The 25,470-nt window shown below is 60.2% G+C and carries 21 protein-coding genes; 11 read left to right on the top strand and 10 right to left on the bottom strand.

What is annotated here, in order from left to right:
• Positions 1 to 5: 5 nt before the first annotated feature.
• Positions 6 to 1,274, top strand: a complete 1,269-nt coding sequence (gene fahA / locus E0H22_RS04515) for a fumarylacetoacetase (protein WP_233024458.1) — start codon at positions 6 to 8, stop codon at positions 1,272 to 1,274.
• A 298-nt stretch (positions 1,275 to 1,572) separates the two neighbouring features.
• On the opposite strand, the gene E0H22_RS04510 is transcribed toward fahA, so the two are convergent.
• The 4 genes from E0H22_RS04510 to E0H22_RS04495 all read right to left on the bottom strand — a co-directional run bounded on the left by E0H22_RS04510 (position 1,573) and on the right by E0H22_RS04495 (position 6,469).
• Complete coding sequence (locus E0H22_RS04510; RefSeq protein WP_233024457.1) at positions 1,573 to 2,328, bottom strand: IclR family transcriptional regulator; 756 nt, start codon at positions 2,326 to 2,328, stop codon at positions 1,573 to 1,575.
• 83 nt (positions 2,329 to 2,411) lie between these two features.
• On the bottom strand, positions 2,412 to 3,500 hold the full coding sequence (locus tag E0H22_RS04505; protein ID WP_233024456.1) for an extracellular solute-binding protein: 1,089 nt from the start codon (positions 3,498 to 3,500) through the stop codon (positions 2,412 to 2,414).
• Between the two features lie 27 nt (positions 3,501 to 3,527).
• On the bottom strand, positions 3,528 to 5,321 hold the full coding sequence (locus E0H22_RS04500; RefSeq protein WP_233024455.1) for an ABC transporter permease subunit: 1,794 nt from the start codon (positions 5,319 to 5,321) through the stop codon (positions 3,528 to 3,530).
• Complete coding sequence (locus tag E0H22_RS04495; protein WP_233024454.1) at positions 5,318 to 6,469, bottom strand: ABC transporter ATP-binding protein; 1,152 nt, start codon at positions 6,467 to 6,469, stop codon at positions 5,318 to 5,320. Before E0H22_RS04495 ends, E0H22_RS04500 begins: the two co-directional genes overlap by 4 nt.
• 246 nt (positions 6,470 to 6,715) lie before the next feature.
• On the opposite strand from E0H22_RS04495, the gene E0H22_RS04490 reads away from it, so the two are divergent.
• From E0H22_RS04490 to acuI, 8 genes are all read left to right on the top strand, one after another.
• Positions 6,716 to 7,531 (top strand): CoA transferase subunit A, encoded by an 816-nt coding sequence (locus E0H22_RS04490; protein WP_233024453.1) that lies wholly within the window; start codon positions 6,716 to 6,718, stop codon positions 7,529 to 7,531.
• Entirely contained in the window at positions 7,531 to 8,298 is a 768-nt protein-coding gene (locus tag E0H22_RS04485; RefSeq protein ID WP_233024452.1) for a CoA transferase, read from the top strand. The genes E0H22_RS04490 and E0H22_RS04485 overlap by 1 nt, the downstream gene beginning before the upstream one ends.
• 33 nt (positions 8,299 to 8,331) lie before the next feature.
• Positions 8,332 to 10,644 carry a molybdopterin-dependent oxidoreductase gene (locus tag E0H22_RS04480; RefSeq protein WP_233024451.1) on the top strand — a complete coding sequence of 771 codons (2,313 nt, stop codon included), beginning with the start codon at positions 8,332 to 8,334 and terminating at the stop codon, positions 10,642 to 10,644.
• A 15-nt stretch (positions 10,645 to 10,659) separates the two neighbouring features.
• Positions 10,660 to 11,229 carry a peroxidase-related enzyme gene (locus E0H22_RS04475; protein ID WP_233024450.1) on the top strand — a complete coding sequence of 190 codons (570 nt, stop codon included), beginning with the start codon at positions 10,660 to 10,662 and terminating at the stop codon, positions 11,227 to 11,229.
• A gap of 72 nt (positions 11,230 to 11,301) precedes the next feature.
• Positions 11,302 to 11,988, top strand: coding sequence for an L-fuculose-phosphate aldolase (locus E0H22_RS04470; protein ID WP_233024449.1), 687 nt, complete (start codon positions 11,302 to 11,304; stop codon positions 11,986 to 11,988).
• A 33-nt stretch (positions 11,989 to 12,021) separates the two neighbouring features.
• Complete coding sequence (locus tag E0H22_RS04465; protein WP_233024448.1) at positions 12,022 to 12,981, top strand: sugar kinase; 960 nt, start codon at positions 12,022 to 12,024, stop codon at positions 12,979 to 12,981.
• Between the two features lie 51 nt (positions 12,982 to 13,032).
• A complete protein-coding gene (locus E0H22_RS04460; RefSeq protein ID WP_233024447.1) occupies positions 13,033 to 13,779 on the top strand; it encodes an SDR family NAD(P)-dependent oxidoreductase in 747 nt (248 codons plus the stop codon).
• A gap of 33 nt (positions 13,780 to 13,812) precedes the next feature.
• On the top strand, positions 13,813 to 14,799 hold the full coding sequence (gene acuI / locus E0H22_RS04455; protein ID WP_233024446.1) for an acrylyl-CoA reductase (NADPH): 987 nt from the start codon (positions 13,813 to 13,815) through the stop codon (positions 14,797 to 14,799).
• Between the two features lie 114 nt (positions 14,800 to 14,913).
• Here the strand turns inward: acuI and E0H22_RS04450 are convergent, their stop codons facing one another.
• The 5 genes from E0H22_RS04450 to E0H22_RS04430 all read right to left on the bottom strand — a co-directional run bounded on the left by E0H22_RS04450 (position 14,914) and on the right by E0H22_RS04430 (position 21,322).
• Positions 14,914 to 16,770, bottom strand: coding sequence for a bifunctional sugar phosphate isomerase/epimerase/4-hydroxyphenylpyruvate dioxygenase family protein (locus E0H22_RS04450; RefSeq protein WP_233024445.1), 1,857 nt, complete (start codon positions 16,768 to 16,770; stop codon positions 14,914 to 14,916).
• 133 nt (positions 16,771 to 16,903) lie between these two features.
• Entirely contained in the window at positions 16,904 to 17,767 is an 864-nt protein-coding gene (locus tag E0H22_RS04445; RefSeq protein ID WP_233024444.1) for an isocitrate lyase/PEP mutase family protein, read from the bottom strand.
• Positions 17,764 to 19,107, bottom strand: coding sequence for an MFS transporter (locus tag E0H22_RS04440; RefSeq protein ID WP_233024443.1), 1,344 nt, complete (start codon positions 19,105 to 19,107; stop codon positions 17,764 to 17,766). The genes E0H22_RS04445 and E0H22_RS04440 overlap by 4 nt, the downstream gene beginning before the upstream one ends.
• Before the next feature lie 20 nt (positions 19,108 to 19,127).
• Positions 19,128 to 19,898, bottom strand: coding sequence for an SDR family NAD(P)-dependent oxidoreductase (locus E0H22_RS04435; RefSeq protein ID WP_233024442.1), 771 nt, complete (start codon positions 19,896 to 19,898; stop codon positions 19,128 to 19,130).
• Complete coding sequence (locus E0H22_RS04430; RefSeq protein WP_233024441.1) at positions 19,895 to 21,322, bottom strand: FAD-binding oxidoreductase; 1,428 nt, start codon at positions 21,320 to 21,322, stop codon at positions 19,895 to 19,897. Before E0H22_RS04430 ends, E0H22_RS04435 begins: the two co-directional genes overlap by 4 nt.
• A 421-nt stretch (positions 21,323 to 21,743) precedes the next feature.
• Here E0H22_RS04430 and E0H22_RS04425 point away from each other — a divergent pair, with 421 nt between their 5' ends.
• Together E0H22_RS04425 and E0H22_RS04420 are read left to right on the top strand one after the other, a co-directional pair.
• The gene (locus tag E0H22_RS04425) at positions 21,744 to 22,235 is read left to right on the top strand and encodes a GntR family transcriptional regulator (RefSeq protein ID WP_233024440.1); all 492 of its coding nucleotides are present in this window, start codon (positions 21,744 to 21,746) and stop codon (positions 22,233 to 22,235) included.
• 15 nt (positions 22,236 to 22,250) lie between these two features.
• A protein-coding gene (locus E0H22_RS04420; protein WP_151612149.1) for an IS3 family transposase occupies positions 22,251 to 23,602 on the top strand; the annotation gives its coding sequence in 2 pieces (ribosomal slippage) (positions 22,251 to 22,587 and positions 22,587 to 23,602; 1,353 coding nt in all).
• A gap of 343 nt (positions 23,603 to 23,945) precedes the next feature.
• Here E0H22_RS04420 and E0H22_RS04415 read toward each other — a convergent pair.
• Positions 23,946 to 25,349: a methyl-accepting chemotaxis protein gene (locus E0H22_RS04415; RefSeq protein WP_233024439.1), complete on the bottom strand. Its 1,404-nt coding sequence runs from the start codon at positions 25,347 to 25,349 to the stop codon at positions 23,946 to 23,948.
• Between the last annotated feature and the right edge of the window lie 121 nt (positions 25,350 to 25,470).

Raw genomic sequence — 25,470 nt, 5'->3', positions numbered from 1 at the left:
CTGTCATGCATCCCAACGATCCCGCGCTCCGCTCCTTCATCGACGTCGATCCAGCGTCAGACTTCCCGATTCAGAACCTGCCTTATGGTGTGTTCTCGACAGCAGGCACATCGCCGCGTGTCGGTGTCGCCATCGGCGACAACGTGCTGGATCTCACGGCCATCGACGCCGAGGGGCTGCTCGATCTTGGCGGCGCCAAGGGCGTATTTGCGCAATCGTCGATCAATGCCTTCATGGTGCTCGGCCCGAAAGTCTGGACAGCGACGCGGGCGCGCATCAGCGCGTTGCTGCGCCACGACAATATCGAGCTGCGCGACAACGCGGCCCTGCGCCAGCGCGCGCTCCTCTCGCGCAAAAACGTCACGATGCATCTGCCGCTCGTCGTGGCGGGCTTTGCCGATTTCTATTCATCGAAAGAACACGCCACCAATGTCGGCGTGATGTTCCGCGGCAAGGACAATGCGCTGCAGCCGAACTGGCTCCATATGCCGATCGGCTATAACGGTCGCGCCTCCACCGTGGTGGTCAGCGGCACCAAGGTGCCGCGCCCGCGCGGCCAGCTGAAATCGCCGAATGTGGATGAGCCATCCTTTGGCCCTTGCAAGCGGTTGGATTTCGAACTCGAACTCGGCGTCGTGATCGGCCAGGCCTCACCCATGGGCGGTATGCTCAGCGAAGCACAGGCGGAAGAAAGCATCTTCGGCTTTACGCTGCTTAACGACTGGAGCGCCCGCGACATCCAGCAATGGGAGTATGTCCCGCTTGGCCCGTTTCTCGGCAAGAGCTTTGCCACCTCGATCAGCCCGTGGATCGTAACGCGCGAGGCCCTAGAGCCATTCCGCGTGCACGGTCCCGTTCAGCAGCCGGCGCCGCTGCCCTATCTTCAACAGCGTGGCGCAAATAATTACGACCTGCATCTCGAAGTCGACCTGCTCGGTGCCGGTACATCGCAGCCCGTGAGGCTTTCGACCACCAATTCAAAGCTAATGTACTGGTCCTCGGTGCAGCAGCTCGTGCATCAGGCTTCTAACGGCTGTGCGATCGGTATCGGCGACCTGCTCGGCTCCGGCACGATCAGCGGCCCGGAAAAGCATCAGCGCGGCAGCCTGCTAGAGATTTCCTGGAACGGATCGGAGCCGGTCGAGATGCCAGACGGCAGCAGGCGCTCGTTCCTGGAGGATGGCGACTCCCTGACCATGCGCGGTTGGTGTCAAGGCAACAGCTACCGCGTCGGCTTCGGTCAGGTCGAAGGCACGATTATCCCGGCACGATGATCCTGCCCGACGCGCCGAGGCAAATGGCACGGTACGCCCGCTCGGCGTCCTCCCTCATGCCTCAACTGGAACGGAAGCTCGTAGCGATGGACGCTAAGCAATGCGTGCGAACCAGGAACTGAGCGCGGGCCGCGACGCGCGCCAGGCACAGGACGCGAAACGGAAATCGAGACAACCGAGCGCGCAAGCAATTCTACCGAGAATACCTGTCAGTAGATAGACAAGCTATAGAGGCGATCTATACGGGCGCGGGCCTACGCATCAGTTCTGACTAACGCTGCATGGCGTCGGCGGGTATTCACTTCGCTCGGATATGGCCTAGCGCCGAACCGATACGGCGAGCAGCTTCCACGACGTGCACGGAATATTCCTTGATCTGTTTGCGCTTCACCCGGATGTCCGGGCCAGACATGCCGATGGCCCCAACGAGTTCGCCGGAGCGCCCTACGATCGCGCAGGCGCAGGCGGCGATCCCCTCCCGCCACTCGCCGTGCAGCACCGACGAATAGCCTTGCGCACGTATGGCCTGAATGTCCTCACGCAGTTCCTCGATGCTCGTCCGCGTCGTTTCAGTGTAACGCCTGAGATGCGGACGGAAATTCTCGAGATAATCGTCCGGCATCTGGGCCAACATGGCCTTCCCCGTCGCCATAGTGAACGCCGGTGCGCGCATGCCGACGCTGGTATGCGCACGAATATGATGCGCGCTTTCTATTTTGTCGACATAGACGACATCCGTACCCTCAAGCACCGAGAGATGAACGGTCTCACCGGTTACTTCGGCCAGAGCCGCCATCGCCGGGCGCGCGATACGGATGAGATCCATACGCTGAATGACCTGATTGCCCAGCATCCATAGTTTGGTGGTGAGTTCGTAGGTGCTGTGCGGCGGGATCTGACGAACGAAGCCTTGAGACTGCAGCGTCGCAAGAAGCCGGTGCACATTGCTCTTAGTGAAATTCAACTCATTAGCAAGATCGGTGACGCCACGCGGCTGCTCGCTCATGGCCAGCGCCTCAAGGAGTCGTAGTCCTTTGATAAAGGCCTTATCCATTTGAGCAGCCGCTGTCAGTTGCCGTTTTGTCGAAATCGGACCGACGGCCTAAGACCGCCGATCTGATCGCTGTATGACCCAATTTACTGGGCAAGCAATGCGTTTAGCTTCTCTTGGGCATATTCCTCGTTGGTCGAGTTGCCCGCCGGCGATGGCGCGCCCCAGAAATCCGGGCTCCATTCGATTGCTTTGGAGACGTTGTCGGGATTGTTCGCCCAGTAACGCGCGATGTTCTTGTCGGTCGCAGCATCGAACACGACTTTCGACGGCAACGCGACAGGGAATGTCGACGTCAGCTGGGCCGCTCGCGTCGGGTCGAGACGCCAGGACAGCAGCTTGAGCGCGTTGTCGTAGTTCGGAGCCCCCTTCGGAATCGAGAAAAAGTCGTAATAGACAAAGCCCTGATTGAATGTGAGATCGATGGGGGCACCTTCCAGGGCCAGTTTGCTCATCGAGCCGGTATAGGCCTGGCACATATCCGCTTCACCATCGAGAATAAGCTGCGGCGGCTGTGCGGCGGTAGTCCACCATTTGACGATATGAGGCTTGATTTCCTTGAGCTTCTTGAGCGCGCGCTCCATATCGATCGGATACAGCTTGTCCTTGTCGACACCATCGGCCATCAGCGCCGCCTCGAAGGTGAAGCGTGGCCAGGCCGGCATGCAGCGGCGACCCGGGAACTTCTTCACATCCCAGAAATCTGCCCAGTTCTGGGGGGCCTTGTCGCCCTTGAACTTGTCCTTGTTGTAGACGAGGCCGACGCCGATCACCTGCAGCGCGACGCCCTTCTTGCGCTTCAGATTCTCCGGCATCGCCGCCAGAGTTTTCTGCGCGGATTCCGACAACTTTGAATAGTCAATGTCCGCGAGGCAGCAATCGCCGAGCAGCTTGGTTTCCTGATCGAAGATGAAGGTCAGGTCCCACTGCGCCTTGCCGGCTTCTGCCTGCGCCTTGATGCGCGGACCGCTGCGCGCTTCCTGCACGGTGACGACCTTGATGCCGGTCTCCTTCTCGAATGGGCCGTACATCACCTTGCGGAGCGCGTCGCCATAGCCACCACCCGGATCCTGCATGATCACGACATTGCTCTGGGCAACCGCCATGCCGGCTCCCATTGCGATGAACGCCGCCGAGGCGAGAGCGGTCAACCGCAAGTTTTTCATTTCCAGCATCATCCATTTCCTCTGTTTGAACTTTTGTCAGGTCGCCTTTTGCGACGTTGCAAGCACCGGACGCGCGAGGAAAAGTCCTCCCACGACCAGCAGAACTTCGAGCGTGGAGACCACAGCCAGCACCGGATTGAGTCGGTAATTGATGTCGCCCCACAGCATCAATGGAAGCGTCTTCAGTTGCGCGCTTGACAAGAATAGCGTCAGTACCAGTTCATCAAACGAATGCAGGAAGGCGAAGAAAGTCGCCGCCGCAAGGCCCGGCGCGATCGCCGGCAACGTAACCAGCCACAGTACCGTAAACGACGACGCGCCATGCACCGAAGCCGCCTGTTCCAGCCGTTTGTCCACCCCTTGGAGAGCTGCCGCGAGGATCACCACCACGATGGGTAATCCGCCGATGGCATGGGCTGCGGCGAGACCGAATACAGAGCCGACCAGATCGAATTTCAGGAACAGCGTGTACAGCGACAGACCGAGCACAACAGGCGGCACGATGATCGGGCTCACCAACAAAAGCATGATCGCCGATTTGCCGCGCACATCGCCGCGGACGATACCGAGCGCGGCACATGTGCCGAGACCGACTGCGATCGCAGCGGAGACAAGCGCGATCAGCGCCGACGACCAGAATGCACTCATCCAGTTGCTGTCGGAGAAGAACTGCTCATACCAGCGCAGCGAGAAGCCGGGCGGCGGGAAAGTCAGATAGCTGGCACTGCTGAAAGAGATGACCATCACCACGATGATCGGCAGAATCAGCACGGCCACGACGAGGCCGCCCATGATGCGGACGGTCCAGGTGCCGCAGCTCGCCGGGAGCATGCCGAACAGCCGCAGCAGTGGCCAGCCGATCGTGTCGGCAAAGCGGATGCCGAAGCTCTGACGCGGCATTGCCGAAATAGCCGCAGACGTGACATGGGAGGCCTTCGTTTCCGTGAGCTTGCGCCCGCCCCAAATGAATTCGAGGCCAAGGAAACGACCGGCAATGGCGACAACGGCCAGCGTGATCAGCAGTAACACGACGCCAAGCGCCTGCAGAAAGCCTTCGGAGGTCACCGAGTCAGCCTGCTGCGTGATATGCATCGCAAACATCTGGTCGCCCGGACCGCCAAGCAATGTCGGCGTGATGAAGAAGCCGATCGCAGCGACAAAGACCAGCAGGAAGCCGGCGCCGATGCCGGGCAGTGTCAATGGCAGCAGCACGCGCCAGAAGATGGCGAGCGGACCCGCGCCACTCGCCAATCCGGCACGCGTGAGCGCGGGATCGAGCCGCGACACGCTCGAATAGATGGTGAGTACCATCAACGGCAGCAGCACCGCTGTCATGCCAAGCAGCACAGTGCCGCGATGGAACAGGAGCTGCACGGGCTCGCTGAGCACGCCGATGGAGACCAGAAACTTGTTCACCGGCCCGTTGCGGCCGAGCAGCACCATCCAGGCATAGGTGCGGATCAGGATCGCGATGAAGTAGGGCAGCACGATCGCCGTGGCGATCAGCGCGCGGGTGAGGCCGCGGGTGCGATGAATCAGCAGCGCGGTGGGATAGCCGAACAGCAGGCACAGGAATGCCACCGTCACCGAAATCTGCATGGTCCGCACCAGCGATTCCCAGTATAGCGGCACGGCGAAGACGCGCTCGAAGTATGTCAGCCAGCTCGGCCCGCTGATGCTGATACGAATGAGGTCGATCAGCGGCAGCATATAGATGAAGGTCAGGAAACCGACGGCCGGTAGCAGCAGCAACGCCGGGTTCTTGAGCTTCAGGACCAGGCTCGCGCGCACCTGTGGCTGCGGCGCGTCGTGCAACGAGATCGTCGTCATGTCAGCACCCAGCAATCGTCCGGGCCCCAGCTGACATGCAGCCGGTCGCCGATGTTTGGCAGAGGCCGCCGCGCCGTATCGGTGCAGCGGATCATCAGCGTATCACCGCCTTCCATCTGCGCCTCGATGCGCAGGATCTCGCCGAGGAAGATCGCCGACGTCACACTGACCGACGTCGAACTCGCGGTCTGTTCATTGTGAATCGCGACACGCTCCGGCCGCACCAGCACGGTCACGCGGCCGACATCGATGGCATCGCGGCTCTCAGCATCGAACACATAGCCGGCGCGATTCTTCAGCGTCACCGTGGTGCCACGCTTTTGCACGATCTCGGCTTCGATCAGATTACTCTCGCCGACAAACGAGGCCACGAATCGATTGGACGGATGGCGATAGATCTCGAGCGGCCGGCCGATCTGCACGATCTTGCCGGCATCGAGCACGGCGATGCGATCGCTCATGGTCAGCGCCTCGCCTTGATCGTGGGTCACGAACAGGATCGTGCTGCCGATGGTCTGATGCAGATCGCGAATCTCGATCTGGATCGATTCCCGCAAGCGACGGTCGAGCGCGCTGAGCGGCTCGTCCATCAGCACCACTTTCGGCCGCATTACGATCGCGCGCGCAATCGCCACACGCTGCTGCTGGCCGCCCGACATTTCCGAGGGCGACTTGTGCGCATGCGCCGACAGCCGCATGATGTCCAGCGTCTCCGCTACGCGCCGCTCCGTGGTCGCGCGGTCGATGCCGGCCATGCGCATGGGAAAGGCGACGTTCTGCGTCACCGTCATGTTGGGAAACAGCGCATAGCTCTGGAACACCATGCCGAAACCACGCTTGTGCGTGGGGACATTGTGCACCGGTTTGCCATCGACCAGGATCTCGCCGCCATCGAGATTCTGGAAGCCCGCCAGCAGATTCAGCAAGGTGGTCTTACCGCTGCCCGAAGGGCCGAGCAGCGTGATGAATTCCCCCGGCTCGATGTCGAGATCGATGTGATCGACCGCATGGAATTGGTCATATCGCTTCACCGCATCGCGCACGGTGATGCTCGAGCCGATGACCTGCCCGGCGCGCGCTCCGCGCGCCTGCGATGCGGACGTCTCCGCGCCGGGCTTCCCCGTGCGCAGAGCCAAAGGCTCAGCCATCTCAACCTCCCTAGACGTTCTATATTATGAAACACTATTCCAATTATTGTTCGCTGAGTGCGAAGTGTTGTCAAGAGAACGGGCGTCGCGAAGATCGTCGCACATCGACTGAAATTACCTACGGCACGCGTTGACGCCGAGATCACAGCCGTTTCGCACGCATGCCAATTGACAGCAGCCCGAGCTCGCGACTACTTTTATTTAGAACTACGTTCCACAATGTAGAACAATACGAACGGGAGGCGAATGGTGATGAGCGATCTTCGCGCGTTGGCGAAGCATGTCGAACCGGGGATCCGGCTGGCCGTGCCGGTCGACTATGCCGGCGTTTCGATGGCCATGACGCGCCCGATTATCGAACGCGGCGCGCGCAATCTCGATCTCGTTTGTGTCCCGACCGGCGGCCTTCAGGTCGATCAGCTGATCGGCGCAGGCTGCGTTCGCTCGGTCGAGACAAGCGCCGTGTCGCTCGGCGAGGCCGGCGGTGCACCGCGTTTCAACGCAGCCGTCAAGGACGGCACCATCGCCTTGAAAGACGCTACTTGCCCTGCCATCCATGCCGGCCTGACGGCCGCCCAGAAAGGCAGCCCGTTCATGCCGATGCGCGGCCTGATCGGCAGCGACCTGCTGCGCCATCGCGACGACTGGCGCGTGATCGACAATCCCATGGCCGATGACAGCGATCCCATCGTACTCATTCCCGCCATCAGGCCCGATGTCACCATTTTCCACGCGCCGATGGCCGACCGCTTCGGCAACGTGTGGATTGGACGTCGCCGCGAACTCGCCGCGATGGCTTATGCCTCGACCACCACGCTCGTCACAGTGGAGCGTATCGTTGACGACAGCCTGCTCGCCAATGAAATGAGCGCCGCGGGCGTGTTGCCAGCGCTCTACGTTACCGAGATCGCCGTGGCGCCGAAGGGCGCGTGGCCCTACGGCGTATGGGGCGAGTATGCGACCGACACCGCCGAGATCCTGCGCTATGCGCGCGCAGCCCGTAGCTCCGATGGCTTTGCCGAGTATATGGCACAGGCACGAACACAAACGGAGCCAGCATGATGAGCGAGGTTCATCCGCGCGAAATCCTGATCTGCACCATCGCGAAGCTGCTGGACGGCGTTCGCCATGTCGCGGTCGGTGCGTCATCACCGATTCCTGCCGCCGGCGCGATGCTGCTCCGCGCGCAAAAGCAGCAGGCCGGCGAGAAGGGCCCACGCATCTCGATCCTCGGATCCGTGGAGCATAATTTTTTCACCAACGGCTCCGCCGAACTGTTCGATTGCGCCGGACAGGGCCGTATCGATGCATTCTTTCTGGGCGGCGGCCAGATCGACGGCCGTGGCAATATCAATCTGGTGGGTACGGGCGATTATCCGCAGACGCCGGTGCGCTGGCCCGGCTCGTTCGGCTCGGCCTATCTCTATTACGTGGTGCCGCGTGTGATCCTGTTTCGAGAGGAACACACGCCGCGAGCGCTGGTGGAGAAAGTGGATTTCATCAGCACGCCAGGCGTCAGCGACGCCGGCGTCCATCGCAGCGGCGGCCCGATCGCGCTGTTGACGGGCAAGGCGCTGTTCCGCTTCGACAAGACGCGGCCGGGCTTTGAACTGCAGAGCATTCATCCCGGCTACAGCATCGGCGATATCAAGGAGGCCACCGGCTTCCAGTTCACATATGACAGCCAGCCGGTCCAGACGGCACTGCCTGACACGCAAACGCTGGCCTTGCTGCGCGGACGCGTCTACGACGAAGTGGCGGAGACCTATCCGGACTTCGCCGCGCAGATGCGACGCGAGATCGAACGTCCTCTCGCCGATGCATCCTGACCGAACGAATGAGCAGCCACACGGAGACAGCGCGTGAGTGAGATCAGGCGAATCCCGCATTGCAGCCACTGGGGCGCCTATACGCTGCTCGTGCAGGACGAAAAGATCGTGGGCGTCGAACCGTTCGCCCATGATCCTGCCCCCTCACCGATCATTCATTCGGTGCCGGAATGGGCCAATCCCGAACGTCGCATCCTGCGTCCGATGGTGCGTAAGGGTTGGCTCGAGAAACGCGAAGGCAGCGACCGGCGCAAGCGCGGCGCGGAGAAATTCGTTCCCGTCAGTTGGGACGAGGCGACCACGCTCGTGGCCGATGAAATCCGGCGCGTCTCCGGCACCTATGGCAATGCCTCGATCTTTGCCGGCTCCTATGGCTGGACCAATTCCGGCCGCCTGCATCACGCATCATCGCTGCTCAAGCGCATGCTCAATCTGGCCGGCGGCTTTACACGCCACGTCGATACGTATTCGATCGCCGCCGGCCCGGTGATCCTGCGCCACACGCTGGGAAGTTCGGACGCCTGCGACGGTCAGGCAAACACGCTCGACACTATCGCCGAACATACGGAGACGCTTGTCGTATTCGGCGCGCTGTCGCCGCGTACCGCCCAGACGGAAGCCGGCGGCATCGGCGCGCATCGGCTCGAAACCTATCTCAGGGCCATCGCCAAGCGCGGCATCCGCATCGTCCATGTCTCACCGTTGAAGGACGATATGCCCGACTGGGCCGGTGCCGAATGGTGGCCGATCCGCCCGAACACCGACACCGCACTGATGCTCGGCCTTGCCGGCGAGATCGTGAAGGCTGGTCGGCATGCCCGCGACTTCCTCGCCCGCTGCACCAGCGGCTCCGAACAACTACTCGCCTATCTCGATGGTTCAGCCGATAGCGTGCACAAGGATGCAGCCTGGTCGGCCGATATCTGCGGACTCGATGCCGGGGCCATCCGCCAGCTGGCGCAGCGCCTCATCGATACGCGCAGCATGCTCACCGTGAGCTGGAGCCTGCAACGCGCGCATCATGGCGAGCAACCCTTCTGGGCCGCACTCGGCCTCGCCTCGATCATTGGTCAGATCGGGCTACCGGGCGGCGGGGTCGGCTACGGTTATGCCTCGCTCGGCGGCGTCGGCTCTCCCTTCAATCTTGGCAAGTCACCGGCCATCTCGCAACTGACGCGCCCGATCGACAGCTTCATCCCGGTGGCGCGCATCAGCGACATGCTGCTCAATCCCGGTGCAACCTTCACCTATGAAGGCGAGACACGGACTTATCCCGACACGAGGCTGGTCTACTGGGCTGGCGGCAATCCCTATCATCACCATCAGGATCTCAATCGGCTGTCCGAAGCCTGGACGCGACCGGAGACGATTATCGTCCAGGATCCGATGTTCACCGCGACGGCGCAACGCGCCGATATCGTGCTGCCAGCAACCACATCGATCGAACGCAACGACCTCGCCGGCAACAAACGATCTGATTTCATCCTGGCGATGAAGCAGGCCATCAAGCCGATCGGAAACTCCCTGCCCGATTTCGAGATATTCAATCGCGTCGCCGGCAAACTCGGCGTCGCCGAGCAGTTCAACGAAGGCCGCGACGAAATGGGCTGGGTGCAGCATCTCTACGAAGAAAGCCGGCGCGATGCCGCCGAACGACTTGGCTTCGAGATGCCGGACTTCGATACGTTCTGGCGCGATGGTTATGCACGCTGCCCGGTACGCGCCAACCACACCTTCCTGGCCGATTTCCGCATCGATCCCGAAGCGCATGCGCTCAAGACCGAAAGCGGCAAGATCGTGCTCGGCAGCGAGGCCCTTGCCCGGCTCGGCTATGCCGACTGCCCGTCGCATCCCACCTGGGTAGAACCTGCAGAATGGCTCCGCAGCGACAGCGAGGCGGCCGATCTGCATATGATCTCGCATCAGCCGGTCGGCCGGCTGCACAGCCAGATCGAAACCGGCATAGCCAGCGCCTCTACCAAGCGCAATGGTCGCGAACAGGCGCGGCTGAATCCGGATGACGCCAAAGCGCGCAGCATCAGCGATGGCCAGACCATCCGCATTTGGAATGCACGCGGCGCCTGCCTCGCCACTGCCGCTATCACCGACACCGTGCGCCCCGGCGTGCTGGTGCTGCCGACCGGCGCATGGTTCACGCCCCGTGACGAGAACGGTCTCGAAGTCGCCGGCAATCCGAATGTGCTAACACTCGACATCGGCACTTCACAATTCGGCCAGGGCTGTTCCGCACATACATGCCTTGTCCGTGCCGAACCCTATATCGCAGACCAACGCGATGCTTTTGAAGAATACCAGGATCGACTGGTTGCACTCGCGACCGCCTGAGAGGAAACAGACATCATGACCGAACCTGCCATCAGCCGCTTCCCCGTTCCCGAAATTTCCAGCCTGCCCGAGGACATCCGCACGCGCATCCTTGCGGTGCAGGAGAAATCCGGCTTTGTGCCCAATGTGTTTCTCACGCTGGCGCATCGCCCCGACGAATTCCGCGCCTTCTTCGCCTATCATGACGCGCTGATGGACAAGCCCGGCCCGATCACCAAAGCCGAGCGCGAGATGATCGTGGTGGCCACCAGCAACGCCAATCAGTGCCAGTATTGCGTGGTGGCGCACGGCGCGATCCTGCGCATTCGCGCCAAGAACCCGCTCATCGCCGACCAGATCGCTGTGAACTATCGCAAGGCCGACATCACGCCGCGCCAGCGCGCGATGCTCGACTTCGCCATGAAGGTCGCGATGCAGGCCTACGAGGTCGGCGACGCCGATATCGAGACGCTGGCAGGCCACGGCTTCACTGAAGACGATGCGTGGGATATCGCTGCCATCGCCGCCTTTTTCGGCATGTCCAACCGCCTTGCCAATGTCACCAGCATGCGGCCGAACGACGAGTTCTTCTCCATGGGGCGCTGATGCGCCTCATCCGGTATCGCGACTTCAGCAGCGGCCCGAAGAGCCGCATCGACGACCTTCGAGGAACACGCCATGACGCATCCGAGCGCCACAGACATCGCAACCCGGCAGGCCATCATCGATGCCTGCCGGGAGATGTCGGCCGCGGGTATCAATCAGGGCACGTCCGGCAACATCAGCGTGCGCACCGAGGAGGGCATCCTGCTGACACCGTCGGGCGTTCCCTATGACACGATGCGCCCGGAAGACATCGTCGCGATGAAGTGGGATGGCTCTTGGACCGCGCCGGATGGCCGCGTTCCTTCGACGGAATGGCGTTTCCATCTCGACATTCTCAAGGCCAAGCCTGAAACGAATGCCGTGGTGCATGCGCATCCGATCTTCTGCACCATCATCGCGATCATGAACCGCGCGATTCCGGCGATCCACTACATGATCGCGGCGGGTGGCGGCAACGATATCCCCTGCGCGCCCTATGCCCAATATGGCACCGCGGAACTGTCGCAAGCCGCGCTCGACGCGCTACGTGATCGGCGCGCCTGTCTGCTCGCCCATCACGGACTGATTGCCATCGGCCCCAACCTGCGCAAGGCCCTGTGGCTTGCGGTGGAAGTGGAGGTGCTGGCCAAGCAGTATCACGGCTGCCTGCAGCTCGGCACACCGCCGCTGCTGCCGGATGCGGAGATCGACAGCATCCTGAGGCGATGGGGACAATACGGCCTGCGCGACAGCAACGGCATGCCGAAGACCTCGACCTAACAAATCAGAACCGACAATTTGCGAGACTTGCCCATGGCCCATTCCCAAGACGTCAGCGTCTGCGGCACCTATATCCTCGATATCCTCGGCGTGCCCGTCACTGAAATCCCGGCCGGCGGCGGCCGCGCGCTGATCGATGAAATCAAGCTCACGGTCGCCGGCACTGCTGGCGGCACCGTGGTGCCTTGCGCGCGTCTCGGCCTGAAGGCCCTGGCCGTCGGTGCGGTCGGCGACGACGAGAAAGCCGACTGGGTGCTGAATGCGATGGAGCGCGAGGGCATCGACATTTCGGTGATGGAACGCATGGCCGATGCGCCGACCTCCGCCACCATCCTGCCGATCCGCCCCGACGGCTCGCGGCCAGTGCTGCATGCGCGCGGCGCTTCGGCCCGCTGGAAGATTTCTCCAGAGGCTCAGAAGGCCGCCTGCCAGAGCAAGGTGCTGCATCTCGGCGGCGTCGGCTCGCTGCTGGCGATGGACGGCGAGCCGACAATCGCATTGCTGCGCGATGCCAAGGCGGCCGGCTGCATCACCACCGTCGATCTGATTCAGGCCCGCGCCGAAACGCTGAAACTGGTCGAGCCGCTGATGCCCTATACGGACTTCTTCATGCCAAGCATCGACGAGACCCATGCGCTGGTCGGCACCGACGATCCCGCCGCTTGCGCACAGTACTTCATCGGCAAGGGTGCTGGCGCCTGCGCAATTTCACTCGGCGAGCACGGCTCATTCGTCATGACACGCGATGGACGCCAATTCACTGTACCGGCCTTCGACGTGAAGGTTCGCGATACGTCGGGCTGTGGCGATTCCTATACCGGCGGCTTCATCGCCGGCCTGGTCCGCGACTGGGATCTGCTGGATTGCGCCAGACTGGCGACGGCCACGGCAGCCACTGTAGCGACAGGGCTGGGCTCCGGCGCCAATCTCGTGTCCTTCGAGGAAACGGTGAAGGCGATGAACACGTTGCCCATTCGCGGCGCGCGTGCCTAATCGGCTTAACGATAAATTTCTCTAAATTGAAAACGTCTCGAGGAACCTCCTATGACCAGACATGCCATTGTGACCGGCGCGAGCCGCGGCATCGGACGCGCCATCGCCCTCGGCCTCGCCCAGCGAGGCTATAATCTGGCTCTCACCGATATCGCGGCCCAGGAAGGCACGTTGCAGGAGACCGTCGCCGAAGTGAAGAAGCTCGGCCGCAAATGCGTCCCGATTTTGGCCGATGTCAGCAAGATCGAGGATTGCCAGCGCACGGTGGCTGAAGCGGTCGACGGCCTCGGCCATATCGATGCGCTCGTCAACAATGCCGGCATCCTGCGCCTCGCCACCATCGACGAGACCACGCCGGAGCACTGGGACCAGACCTTTGCCGTCAATGTCCGCGGCGTGTTCCAGATGACCCAGGCTATGGTCGTCCATATGAAAGAACGTAAATACGGGCGCATCGTCAACATCGCCTCGCTGGCCGCACGCACCGGCGGCCCCGGCCAGTCGCATTACGCGGCGTCGAAATCCGCCGTGGTCGGCTTCACACGCGTATCGTCGATGGAATTCGGCGGCCACGGCATTACAGTGAATGCCGTATGCCCGGGCATCATCCTCACCGAAATGGGCCGCAACAATCTGCGCGATCCCGAGCGCGTCACCTATTTTGAGAAGATCACCGATCTGCACCGGCTCGGCGAACCCGAAGACGTGGTCGGCCCGGTCGCATTCTTCGCCTCCGACGATTCAGCTTTCGTGACGGGTCAGGCGCTCAATGTCGATGGCGGCATCTTCTACAGCTAAACTTGCACCGGGAACGGATTAAAGGAGAGATACATGGCGACCTTTAAGGCTATCCGCATCGACAAGGCGGACAAGGGAACCACGGCTGCGCTGACGCAGTTCGACGAAGCGGAGCTGATGGAGGGTGACGTCACCGTCCGCGTCGAGTGGTCCACGCTGAACTACAAGGACGGTCTGGCGCTCACCGGCAAGTCACCGGTGGTGCGACGTTTTCCGATGATCGCCGGCATCGATTTCGCCGGCACCGTCGAGAGTTCCAGCAATCCGAACTGGAAGGTCGGCGACCAGGTCATTGGCAATGGCTGGGGCATGGGCGAGACTCATCTCGGCGCCTATGCCGAAAAGGTCCGTGTCAAGGGCGACTGGCTGGTGCGCCTACCCGACGGCATGAGCGCACGCGACGCCATGGCGATCGGCACCGCCGGCTACACAGCGATGCTGTCAGTGTTGGCGCTGGAAAATCATGGGCTGAGGCCAGCCGATGGTCCGGTGGTCGTCACCGGCGCGGCCGGCGGCGTCGGCTCGGTGGCAATTGCCGTGCTCTCCAAGCTCGGCTACCACGTCATCGCCTCCACCGGCCGGTCCTCGGAAGAGGACTATCTCAAAGGCCTCGGCGCCGCCGAGATCATCGACCGCAATGAGCTCTCGGCGCCCGGCAAGCCTCTCGCCAAGGAACGCTGGGCGGGTGGCGTGGACAGTGTCGGTTCGACCACGCTAGCGAATCTCCTGGCCATGACGAAGTATCGCGGCGCCATCGCAGCCTGCGGTCTCGCCGGGGGCATGGACCTGCCATCTTCGGTTGCGCCCTTCATTCTGCGCGGCGTGTGCCTTCTCGGCATCGATTCCGTGATGGCCCCCATCGCGCTGCGCAAACAGGCCTGGGCGCGTCTGTCCACCGATCTGGACGCCGCAAAACTGGCTGAAATCACCCAGGAAATCGCACTCGACCAAGTGATCGATGCCGGAGCCAAGGTGCTGGCCGGACAGGTTCGGGGGCGGATCGTGGTCAAGGTCGGCTAAATCACAGACACATCCGCAAAGAGATCACCTCAACGGCCAATCGGAGCATCCGAGCCGTTGGGGTGCGATACTGCCCCGATATCCTCCAAAGCGTTTCGAAGACGACACGACAAACTATACGCGTGGCACCGTGAACGAGCGAGTATCGCGCGACTGGGCGGCCAGCCTTACACCTGCATTGGGAGCGCCGAAACCCGCATAGGCTCGTCGCTCCACGATCTCAAAGAAGAAGCGATCGTCGAACGGTTCAGTATAGCATTGAAAGAACTGTCCTTCGCCATCGCGATCATACAGAATATGGTTGTCGCGCAGTGCGCGCATCATCATCGGATCGAGACCATATTTGGCTTCGATATCGTCGTAATAGTTGTCGGGAATACGAAGAAATCTGGCGCCCCTGGCTCGCATCGCCGAAATCGTCTGGAAGATGTCGCTGCATGAAAATGCGATATGCTGCACGCCGGAACCGAAGAATTCGGCAATGAAACGGTTCGACAGAGTGCGTGTCGCTGATGATCCGTTAAGGATCAAACGCAGCGACCCATTCGGCGCAACCAGTGCCTGACTCTGTACCAGGCCTGATGGATCGGGGACCTCGGTCTGAGGCAGGCGCTGGAGATCGAGGATGCCCGTATAGAACAGAAGCCATGACAACATCTCATCGTAAGGCATCGACTGCGAGATATGATCGACGGCGATGAGGTGCTCTGACGAGGGCGACGCCTCGAGCTTAACGAAATCGGTATCCCAGTTGTCACGCGTCTCATCGAGGAAATAGAGCAAGCTGCCTCCGACCCCGTGGATTGCTGGAATTTCCAGTTCACCCAAACCGACTGGCTGGTAGAAAGTCCGAGCCTTCAGCGCCTCCGCGCGGGCCATCGCCTGCTGCGCATTGCCGACTTCTAGCGCGATCGCGCAGACGCCGGCACCGTGGGCGATGTAGTGCGAATGGGCGAAGCCGTCAGGCTCGCAATTCACCACGAGATTGATCTCTCCCTGAGACCATCGAGACACGTTTTTACTGCGATGCAAACCGGACTTGCGAAATCCAAGTTGGTTCAGAAGGACCGAGAAATCTTCGGCCTTGCCTTCGTTTACCGCGAACTCGATGAAACCGACACCGAGTGTCTGCGATTTAGGCTGCAAAACCTTCGGCTGATCCGATAGCTGATCCTGGAGCTGGATCAATGAACGTAAACCATCGGCTGCCGTCCGCACGGCGGACCCGGCTCGGAACTGATCGTTGAAAATCTCCAACGACCAGGGACCGCGGTAACCGGCAGTTTGAACGGCTTCCATGAATCTGACCACAGGAAGGTCGCCCTGACCAGGGAAGCAGCGAAAGTGCCGGCTCCACGAGAGTACGTCCAGACCAAGCTTCGGGGCATCGGCGAGCTGGACGAGGAAAATTTTTTCGGGCGGAATCGAAGCAATGGAGTTGGTTGGAAACCCCGGCGCAAGCGTGTGAAAACTATCTAAGATGACACCGATGTTTCCATGATCGGCGCGACGAACGATCTCCCATGCGTCGCGATAGTCGTTTACGTGAACTCCCCATGCGAGCGCTTCGTATCCGACCTTGATGTTGTACTCTTTGGCCCGTTCACCGAGTTCATGGAAATCCGCCGCTGCGCGATCAAGGCCTCCGATTGCGGCCGGAGATATGTTGCTGCAAACGAGCAGCAGGCCGGTGCCGAGCTGCTGCATCAATTCGAATTTGCGTTCGGCGCGCACGAAGTTGCGACTCCGAAGCGGCTCCGGCATTCCCTCAAAATCTCGGAACGGCTGAAAGGCGCAGATCTTTAGATTGAGATCCTCGCACATCTTCCGTACGTCGCGCGGGGAGCCATTAAAGGAAAGGAGATCGGCCTCGAAGATCTCGACCTCCTCGAAGCCAGCGAAAGCTATCGCACGCAGCTTTTCATCCAACGATCCCGACAGCGACACCGTTGCGATGGAGCGTATATTCATGATTGCAGCTTTCTAGATGAATAAACGATAGACGACGGCACGGCGCAGCAGATGATCCGGACGGCTTGTGTCGGTGGCCTCTTGGTAGATAATCGTAGAAGCCCGTGAGCACCGCTCACCGGGCAATCACCGATCATCCTCCAAATTTGTCTGCGCGCTGCTGCAGATCGAGCAAGCCGACGATCTTCGCAAAATCGGCGTAGCTCATCATCGCGTCGGCCCGGCCTGCTGGCGTACCTGTCTCGCGCAACACCGCAAGCGTGTCTGCGATTGATTTCACCGCAGAAAACAACGCGCTCACGGCATAAAAGACGACATCGAAGCCCATGGACTGCAAATCCGACGCCGTGAGAGCGGTGGTCTCGTTGCCGTCGACGATCGACACCACCTTCGGCCCGGAAACGGCATGCGCGACGGCTTCGACCTCCGCAATCCGTTTGATACCATCGACAAAGACGAGATCGACGCCGGCATCCTGATACATCTTGGCACGACGCACTGCTTCGTCGATGCCTTGCGCCGGCAACGCGTCGGTTCTTCCAATGATCAGCAGCTCGTCGTTCCCGCGCGCCTCGATTGCACACCGCAGACGCAATACACTCTCGGCGGCGTCAACCAGTCGAACGCCCGCCAGTTGACCGCACCGTTTTGGCGACACCTGATCCTCGAGGTGGATCGCGGCAACTCCAGCCTGCACGTATTCTCGCACGGTCCGATGAATGTTGTTCGGACCGCCATAGCCAGTATCGGCGTCCGCGATGACCGGAATGCCGACTGCATTTGTCATATTACGCGCGTGCTCGGTCATTTCCGTCTGGGTTAGAAGACCTAGATCCGGCAAACCAAGCCGGCTGGCTGTCGCGCCGAACCCTGTCATGTATACGGACGGAAAGCCGGCCTGCTCCACCAAACGAGCGGTCAGAGGATCGGCGGCGCCGGGCGCCATGATGATCTCATCTCGCGTCAACAATGCCTTGAGAGTGGCCGCAGCGCTCATGAGCGTACCCCTGAAGTTGCTATGCGATCCTGCGTCTCCGACGAACTATTAACGGCGTCGACTTTCCGCGGGATCAGCATGACAATGCACGCCGCCGCCAAAGCGCCGCCGCCGATCACCCAGTTACCAGCCACGCTGGTGCCGAAGGTTGCCTCAGCCGCCACCTTGAGGTTGGGAGCGACGAACCCACCCAGATTGCCGATGGCGTTGATCACAGCAATTGCACCTGCGGCTGCGTAGCCACCAAAATAGATCGTCGGGAACGTCCAGAAGATCGGCTGAGCGCTCAGAAGCCCGGATACCGAGATACAAAGTGCCACGATTGCGATCGCCGGAGTCGTGTATCCCGCTGCGATCATCCCGCCACCGGCGCAAAGCAGCGATATCACGGTAAAGGTGCGCCGCAGCCCTGTGCGCTGCGCGAGACCCGGCCAGAATGTGGTGACGGCCAATGCGCACAGCCAGGGCAGGGCCGCAACGATTGTCACATACAGTCCAACTTTAACGCCCAGCAGTGCGCTGACTTGTGCCGGCAGATAGAATGCGATGCCATAACCGCAGATAGCGACGCAGAAGTAGGTGAGCGCAAATTGCAAAAGCAGAGGATTCCGCATGGCGTCCCAGAAATGTATCGTGCCTTGCTTTGATTTCGCCTGCTCCTCGGCAGCGATCGCCTGACTCAGCGCCTTTCGCTCATCGGCCGGCATCCATTGCGCGGTCTCCGGACGATCGGTCAGATAGAAATATGCCCAGACTCCGACTGCGCTTGCGGCCAACCCCTCGACCAGGAACATGAGCTGCCAGCCATGCAGTCCGAACGCGCCGTCCATGTCGAGCAAGAGGCCTGATAGCGGGCCACCCAAAATGAACGATAGCGGCTGGCTCAGATAGAACAGCCCCATCATCTGAGCGCGATCACGCGCCGGGAACCAGTAGGTCAGGTAAAGAAGCACGCCAGGGAAAAAGCCAGCCTCGGCCAGACCCAGCAACAGGCGCAGTATCCAGAATGAGGTATCGCCGACAACGAAAGCCATCGCGCTTGCAACGAGCCCCCACGTCACCATGATGCGGGCGAGCCATGTCCGCGCACCGATACGGTGCAAAACCAGATTGCTTGGAAGTTCAAAGACGGCATAACCAACGAAGAAGATGCCGGCGGCAAATGCAAAGGCCGCTTCGGTAATTCCGACAGATGTCTGCAGCGCCTGCTTCGCATAAGCGACATTCGCGCGGTCGAGATATCCCAGAATATACATGAGCACGAGGAAGGGGATCAAACGCCACTTTGCGCGTTGAATCGCCCTGGTCGTCACATCAGTTTGTTGCACCGTTTCCTCCATGTTTTTCTTGTCGTTTGACGTCACCGCCCGCCGGCGACGTCCAGCACTGTGGCGGTCACATAGGATGCGGCTGGCGATAACAGCCAGATTGCCGCTGCCGCGACTTCCTCGACCGATCCCGCGCGCTTCGCCGGGATAACCTTCGCAATCTCTGCGACCTTGGTCGGATCGTCGAACACATCCCCTTGGATCGGAGTATCGATCACTCCCGGCGCGAGCGCGTTGACACGCACGGCCGGCGCCAGCTCCTTCGCTGAAGCAATCGTAAGTGACACGATGGCGCCCTTGGTGGTGGCATAGAGTGCATTTCCTGGCATGCCACCTGTCCGAGCGGCAATCGACGCCAGATTGACGATGGCCGATGATGCATGCGAACGGCGGTGTGTCAGGAAGCTTCGCGTGCAGTAGATTGCGCTCTTCAGATTGATCGAGAGCACCCGATCAATTTCTGCAGGATCCATCTCCGCGAGCATCATGCGCCGGCCAATAATCCCGGCATTGTTGACCAGATGCGTGGGGGACCATTTGCCGGAGAGCCTGCTCATCGCTTCTGCCACACCGTTATAATCGGATACGTCGACGCAAGCGGTTAGAACAGCATCGCCATGCTGCGCTCTGCAGGATGCGAGGCTCTCTTCATTAATATCCCACGCCACGGCGAGGTTACCGCTGGCTACGACGGCATCAACGATGGCGCGGCCAATGCCCGACCCGCCACCGGTTACGATCACCGTCGCCTCGTTGAGATCTCTCGATGCCAAGACGGCCGAGCCTGAGGCCACACCCATCATCGGCTCTCCTTCGCAGCCAGAATTTTTCCGGGATTCATGATTCCGTTCGGATCGATCGCGGCTTTCACGGCGCGCATCACGTCAACAGCCGGACCGTGCTCCAACTCCATGAACTTGATCTTTCCGAGCCCCACTCCATGCTCCCCGGTGCATGTGCCATCAAGCGCGATCGCGCGGCGCATCAGGCGCTCATTGAGGATTTCGGCTTCGGCCATTTCGTCGGGATTGGATTGATCGACGACCAAACCCAGGTGAAAATTGCCGTCGCCGACATGACCTACGGTGGCAATGAAGAAAGATGCGGCGTCGATGTCGGCCTGCGTCTCCGCAATGCATTGCGGCAAGTTAGAGATCGGGACACAGACATCCGTGCTCCAGACTTTCGCGTTCGGGCGCATGCTCTGAATTGCGTAATGCACGTCATGCCGCGCCCGCCACAACTTGCTTCGATCGTCCGCAGTCCCTGCTGCGTCGAACTGCACGACATTGTTGGATTGAGCGATGTCCTGCGTCAGCATCAAATGTTCCGCCGTGCTGGTCGGTGAGCCGTGAAACTCCAGAAAAAGGGTCGGCCCCTCCTTGAGCCCCATCGTCGAATAGCTGTTCACTGCCTTGATGGTGCGGGCATCGAGGAGCTCAATTCGAGCGATCGGAATGTTGCATTGGATGACGCCGACGACTGTCGCGACAGCGTCCTCGACAGTGGCATATGAACAAACGGCGGCGCTGATGGCCTCCGGAATGCCGTAAAGACGCACGGTCAGCTCGGTGATGATGCCAAGCGTCCCTTCGGAGCCGACCAACAGCCTTGTCAGATCATAGCCGGCCGAGGACTTGCGGGCACGGCTTGCGGTGCGAATGACCTGACCATCTGGCATGACTGCCGTGATCGAGATGACGTTGTCACGCATCGTGCCGTAGCGGACCGCATTCGTGCCGGAGGCGCGTGTGGCCGCCATGCCCCCGATCGTACTCTCGCCGCCCGGATCAACGGCAAAGAAGAGCCCTGTGTCACGCAGATATTCGTTGAGCTGCTGCCTCGTTACCCCGGCCTCGATCGTCGCATCGAGGTCATCGGCGTGAACCGCGACGATACGCGTCATCCTGCTGAGATCGATGCACAAGCCGCCCTGCAAGGCAGCGACGTGGCCCTCGAGTGAGGTTCCGGCACCGAAAGGAATGACCGCGACGCGATGAGCAGCGCAGATTCGAACGATCTGTGAGACCTCGTCCGTCGAAAGCGGATAACAGACGGCGTCGGGAGGAATCGTTGGATGATAGGATTCGCCCCGACCATGCTGATCGCGCTCGGCGCGATTGAGCGAAAATCGATCCGCCAGGATCGAAATCAATGCATCGATTGCGGCTCGCGGGATGCGGCTGTCTGTCTCGCTTCGACGTGCAGGTGCTGCATCCGCGTCCATAAAACCTCCCGTGCAATCATTCGGATTTGGCCGCTCCCTAGCACGACAATATCGCCGCATCAACACTGATATATCAGATGTGACATGTCAGCTTAAGGTACTAAAGCACCGGAATGCTGACTGGTGTCGCGCTGGATTTGCTTCGCGCTGGGCAGAAGGAGCGCAATGATCGCCGCGCGGCGAGAGAAATTCGTGCTTCGGAAGATGCCCGTGTCACGGCGAGGAAGGCGTTCAACGAGAAAGTCGCAAGCGTTGATCCGGCGAAGCGAATAGCCTGACTGGAGCCACGGCAACGCTTCAATTCTCGAGACATGATCGGCTCTTAAGAGCATCGATTCACAATCGCCATCGAACACTGCCCGACGGAGTCAACTGCAAAAATTGTTGGCTGTGGTGGAGATTATCTCGTATTTCTTCGCCCATGAAACGGGGACACAAGAACAAGGGCGCTTTCTCAGATTCTTCCCCATCGGCTGCTTCGAGAGCAGCGGAGCAGATCAGGAACGCAATTGTCGAGGGCGCACTGCAGCTTGGCGAGGCACTTTCTGAGGAGACATTGGCGCTCGCATTCGGCATCAGCCGCACGCCCGTTCACGAGGCGCTTGCTCTGCTGAGACTCCAGGGCCTCGTGACTGTCCTCCCACGGGCCGGCACATTTGTCTTCCAGCCAACGGAAGCCGACATGGAGCAGCTCTGCGAGTATCGCTTGATGCTGGAATTGCACGCCGCCTCGTTTTCATTCGAGCGCAACCGGGCAGCTGCGAGTGCGGGCATGAAAGCCGCGAACCTGGATATGAAAAAGGCGCTTCAGCAGAACGACGGCAGAAGCTATGGCCGCGCGGATTGTTCGGCGTCATCGCCTCTGAGACCAAATGAGGGACTTCACGAAAGGAGGATTTCTGGTTCATCGTAGCCGTCAGGAGCGAAGATGAAGCAGAAATCCGAACTGGGCAAAGCGCCCGCAGAACAAGTGCTAAAAGATATCCGGCGGCAGACGCGTCGGCAGTATTCGGCGGAAGAGAAGATCCGTATCGTGCTGGAAGGACTGCGCGGCGAGGAGAACATCTCCGAGCTGTGCCGCCGCGAAGGCATTGCCGCCTCGATGTATTACGGTTGGTCGAAGGAGTTTCTGGAGGCCGGCAAACGCCGCCTGGCGGGTGACACGGCCCGTTCCGCCACGTCCGGTGAGGTGAAAGACCTTCGCCGCGAAGCCTCCGAATTGAAGGAGGTGGTGGCCGACCTGACCCTGGAGAACCGCCTGCTCAAAAAAAGCATGAACGGGGCTGGGGAAAACGAGGCATGAGGTATCCAGCATCCGAGAAATCCGAAATAATCGCGCTGGTCGAGCAATCGCATCTGCCTGCCAGGCGCACGTTGGAAAAGCTCGGCATCCCGCGAGCCACCTTTTATAGATGGTACGATCGCTATCGCGAGGGTGGCATCGAGGCGCTGGCCGATCACCGCTCCAAGCCGGACCGGGTCTGGAATCGCATCCCGGACGATGTCCGCGGTCAGATCGTCGATCTGGCACTGGAACACCCCGAGCTGTCGCCGCGAGAGCTGGCGGTGCGCTTCACCGACGAGAGAAAATACTTTGTCTCCGAGGCTTCGGTCTATCGGCTGCTGAAGGCGCACGACCTGATCACCAGCCCCGCCTATGTGGTGATCAAGGCGGCTAATGAGTTCAAGGACAAGACCACGGCGATCAACCAGCTTTGGCAGACCGACTTCACCTACCTCAAGATCACTGGCTGGGGCTGGTACTATCTATCGACGGTGCTCGACGACTTCTCTCGTTACATTGTGGCCTGGAGGCTTGGTCCCACCATGTGCGCCTCCGACGTCACGGCCACGCTCGATCAGGCGCTTGCCGCCTCAGGCCTGGACCACGTCAATATAAAGCAGCGGCCACGGCTTCTGAGCGACAACGGATCAAGTTACGTCGCGGAAGATCTGGCCACCTGGCTCAAGGGCAAGGATATGCAGCATGTGCGCGGTGCGCCGTATCATCCCCAGACCCAAGGCAAGATCGAGCGCTGGCATCAGACCTTGAAGAACCGCATCCTGCTCGAGAATTACCATTTACCGAGGGACCTCGAACGTCAGGTCAGCGGCTTCGTCGAACACTACAACCATCACCGCTATCATGAGAGCATCGACAACCTCACGCCTGCGGATGTTTACTTCGGCCGAGCCGAAACCATCCTGACTGAGCGTGCGCGCATCAAACGTGAAACCATTGCAAACCGCCGCTTGCAGCATCGATTGCAAGCCGCTTAAACTTTAACCCTAGATGAGCCAGATCCTCCCTTCTCGAAATGCCTGAGCGGTCTCAAATTATCTGACGACGAACACTTCGTCCATGCTCGAGATCGAGCCACCACGGAGACTACCATGGGTATGCGCAACAAATGACAAACTTTCTACTCTGTCCCGAGAAAGCGTAGGTATTCCAATCGACGACTTCGGGCTAGGTCCGACGCTTCGGCCCGCTCTAGTTAGCGCGCACGGGCCGCGGCAGCTCTCTCGTTGCGAGACCGCCATCAACTGCTAGAGCCGCGCGAACAAGTTAGGCCCTAGTCTCGGCGGTGCCTTGCGTTCGTCTGCGACTTCGCACCGATCCTTAGCGAGCCAGTACCCTAGCGGCTTCTTTTGTGCTGCCAACCGCGCTTGTTGCCTGCTCAACGGAAGATGCAATCCGACTGATATTCGTGTTGATCGCCTCAACCGACGTGGCGACAGTCCGCATGCTGTCGGACATCCCGCGCGTGACACTACTCTGCTCTTCGACAGCACTACCAGTGCCAGCGACGTAAGAGCGGACAGACTCGATCGATTGACCAATGATGCCGAGAGCTGTGACTACCTCGCTGGATACGCTCTGCATCGCCTCGATTTCTGTCGTGATCCTACTCGTGGCATCGCTTGCCTGCTTCGCGAGATTTTTTACTTCCCCTGCCACAACTGCGAACCCCCGTCCGGCTTCTCCCGCCCGCGCTGATTCGATGGTGGCGTTGAGCGCCAGCAAATTGATCTGGCTGGCGATATCCTGAATGAGGACAACAATGTTTCCCATGGCACCCGCAGTCTTTGCCAGGCGTTGAGTGGCTTCGTCTGCCGCTATCGTCTGATTATACGCAGTGTCCGATACATCCTTCGATTTCGCCATCGCCGTGGCGATCTCCCGGATGGAATCGGCGAGTTGATCTGCACTCGTAGCCACCATCTGGACGTCCTGCGAGGTTGCGATGGCGGATTGCAGAGCGGCGTTCGCCTGATCATTCGTCAAGTCCATAGCGACATCGATCTGGCCGAAATTTGTGTCGATGAGGGCCTTGAGCTGAGATAGAAGTTCAACTTGCTTGGTTACGTCAGTCGCAAACTTAATGACCTTTGCAACCTTTCCGTTGAGATCAAGAATTGGCGTGTATGCGCCTTCGATCCACACGACGTTTCCGGCCTTACCGATGCGCTTGTACTGAGAAGCTTGATATTCACCTCGTCGCAACGATGCCCAGAACGCGGAATACTCCGCCGAAGCGCGAAACGAAGGTTCGACAAAAATGCTGTGATGCTTCCCGCGAATTTCGTCGAGAGTGTAACCCATCGCCTGTAAGAAATTCGCATTCGCATCCACGACGGATCCGTCGATAGCGAATTGAATCACAGCCTGTGACTTCGCTATCGCTGCAATCTGAGCAGCATAATCGAGGTTGAGAAGGCGCTCCTTTGCATCGGCCCACTCGACAACGAAACCATTACGGCCTCCGTCCTTGATGAGCGGCGTCACGACCAAATCGAAAGCACGACTGCCCACTCGGATGGTCGCCTTGTGTGGTTTTACAAGTGCCGCAAGCATTCGACGCTGATGTGACGGCTCCTTATGAAAAATGTCGATGTTGCTGCCGATAAGCGTCGACACGCTAAAGCGAGGCAATTCCCGCTTGAGTTCGTCCTCGGCTTCCCGCAGCAGGTCAGTCAGCGCGGGATTCATGTAGACGATGTTTAGTTCAGCGTCGGCAATCATCACGTTTGCCCTGAGCGATTCTAGGGCCACCGAAGTGAGTAACGAGCGCGAAGAAGCCGTCTTTCCAAATCTAAACACTGAATATTTCTCCGCTGAAATACAGATTCATTATGAAGATTCT

This window comes from Rhodopseudomonas boonkerdii, assembly GCF_021184025.1.
GTDB classification, from domain to species: domain Bacteria; phylum Pseudomonadota; class Alphaproteobacteria; order Rhizobiales; family Xanthobacteraceae; genus Tardiphaga; species Tardiphaga boonkerdii.
Note: the sequence above shows the minus strand (reverse complement) of the source record. Positions and strands in the feature narration are given on the sequence as shown.

What these genes read in the sequence shown, in the direction of transcription:
- fahA (WP_233024458.1), top strand. Translation starts at nt 6, where the DNA reads ATGCATCCCAACGATCCCGCGCTCCGCTCCTTCATCGACGTCGATCCA.
- E0H22_RS04510 (WP_233024457.1), bottom strand. Translation starts at nt 2,328, where the DNA reads ATGGATAAGGCCTTTATCAAAGGACTACGACTCCTTGAGGCGCTGGCC.
- E0H22_RS04505 (WP_233024456.1), bottom strand. Translation starts at nt 3,500, where the DNA reads ATGCTGGAAATGAAAAACTTGCGGTTGACCGCTCTCGCCTCGGCGGCG.
- E0H22_RS04500 (WP_233024455.1), bottom strand. Translation starts at nt 5,321, where the DNA reads ATGACGACGATCTCGTTGCACGACGCGCCGCAGCCACAGGTGCGCGCG.
- E0H22_RS04495 (WP_233024454.1), bottom strand. Translation starts at nt 6,469, where the DNA reads ATGGCTGAGCCTTTGGCTCTGCGCACGGGGAAGCCCGGCGCGGAGACG.
- E0H22_RS04490 (WP_233024453.1), top strand. Translation starts at nt 6,716, where the DNA reads ATGGTGATGAGCGATCTTCGCGCGTTGGCGAAGCATGTCGAACCGGGG.
- E0H22_RS04485 (WP_233024452.1), top strand. Translation starts at nt 7,531, where the DNA reads ATGAGCGAGGTTCATCCGCGCGAAATCCTGATCTGCACCATCGCGAAG.
- E0H22_RS04475 (WP_233024450.1), top strand. Translation starts at nt 10,660, where the DNA reads ATGACCGAACCTGCCATCAGCCGCTTCCCCGTTCCCGAAATTTCCAGC.
- E0H22_RS04470 (WP_233024449.1), top strand. Translation starts at nt 11,302, where the DNA reads ATGACGCATCCGAGCGCCACAGACATCGCAACCCGGCAGGCCATCATC.
- E0H22_RS04465 (WP_233024448.1), top strand. Translation starts at nt 12,022, where the DNA reads ATGGCCCATTCCCAAGACGTCAGCGTCTGCGGCACCTATATCCTCGAT.
- E0H22_RS04460 (WP_233024447.1), top strand. Translation starts at nt 13,033, where the DNA reads ATGACCAGACATGCCATTGTGACCGGCGCGAGCCGCGGCATCGGACGC.
- acuI (WP_233024446.1), top strand. Translation starts at nt 13,813, where the DNA reads ATGGCGACCTTTAAGGCTATCCGCATCGACAAGGCGGACAAGGGAACC.
- E0H22_RS04450 (WP_233024445.1), bottom strand. Translation starts at nt 16,770, where the DNA reads ATGAATATACGCTCCATCGCAACGGTGTCGCTGTCGGGATCGTTGGAT.
- E0H22_RS04445 (WP_233024444.1), bottom strand. Translation starts at nt 17,767, where the DNA reads ATGAGCGCTGCGGCCACTCTCAAGGCATTGTTGACGCGAGATGAGATC.
- E0H22_RS04440 (WP_233024443.1), bottom strand. Translation starts at nt 19,107, where the DNA reads ATGGAGGAAACGGTGCAACAAACTGATGTGACGACCAGGGCGATTCAA.
- E0H22_RS04435 (WP_233024442.1), bottom strand. Translation starts at nt 19,898, where the DNA reads ATGATGGGTGTGGCCTCAGGCTCGGCCGTCTTGGCATCGAGAGATCTC.
- E0H22_RS04430 (WP_233024441.1), bottom strand. Translation starts at nt 21,322, where the DNA reads ATGGACGCGGATGCAGCACCTGCACGTCGAAGCGAGACAGACAGCCGC.
- E0H22_RS04425 (WP_233024440.1), top strand. Translation starts at nt 21,744, where the DNA reads ATGAAACGGGGACACAAGAACAAGGGCGCTTTCTCAGATTCTTCCCCA.
- E0H22_RS04415 (WP_233024439.1), bottom strand. Translation starts at nt 25,349, where the DNA reads ATGATTGCCGACGCTGAACTAAACATCGTCTACATGAATCCCGCGCTG.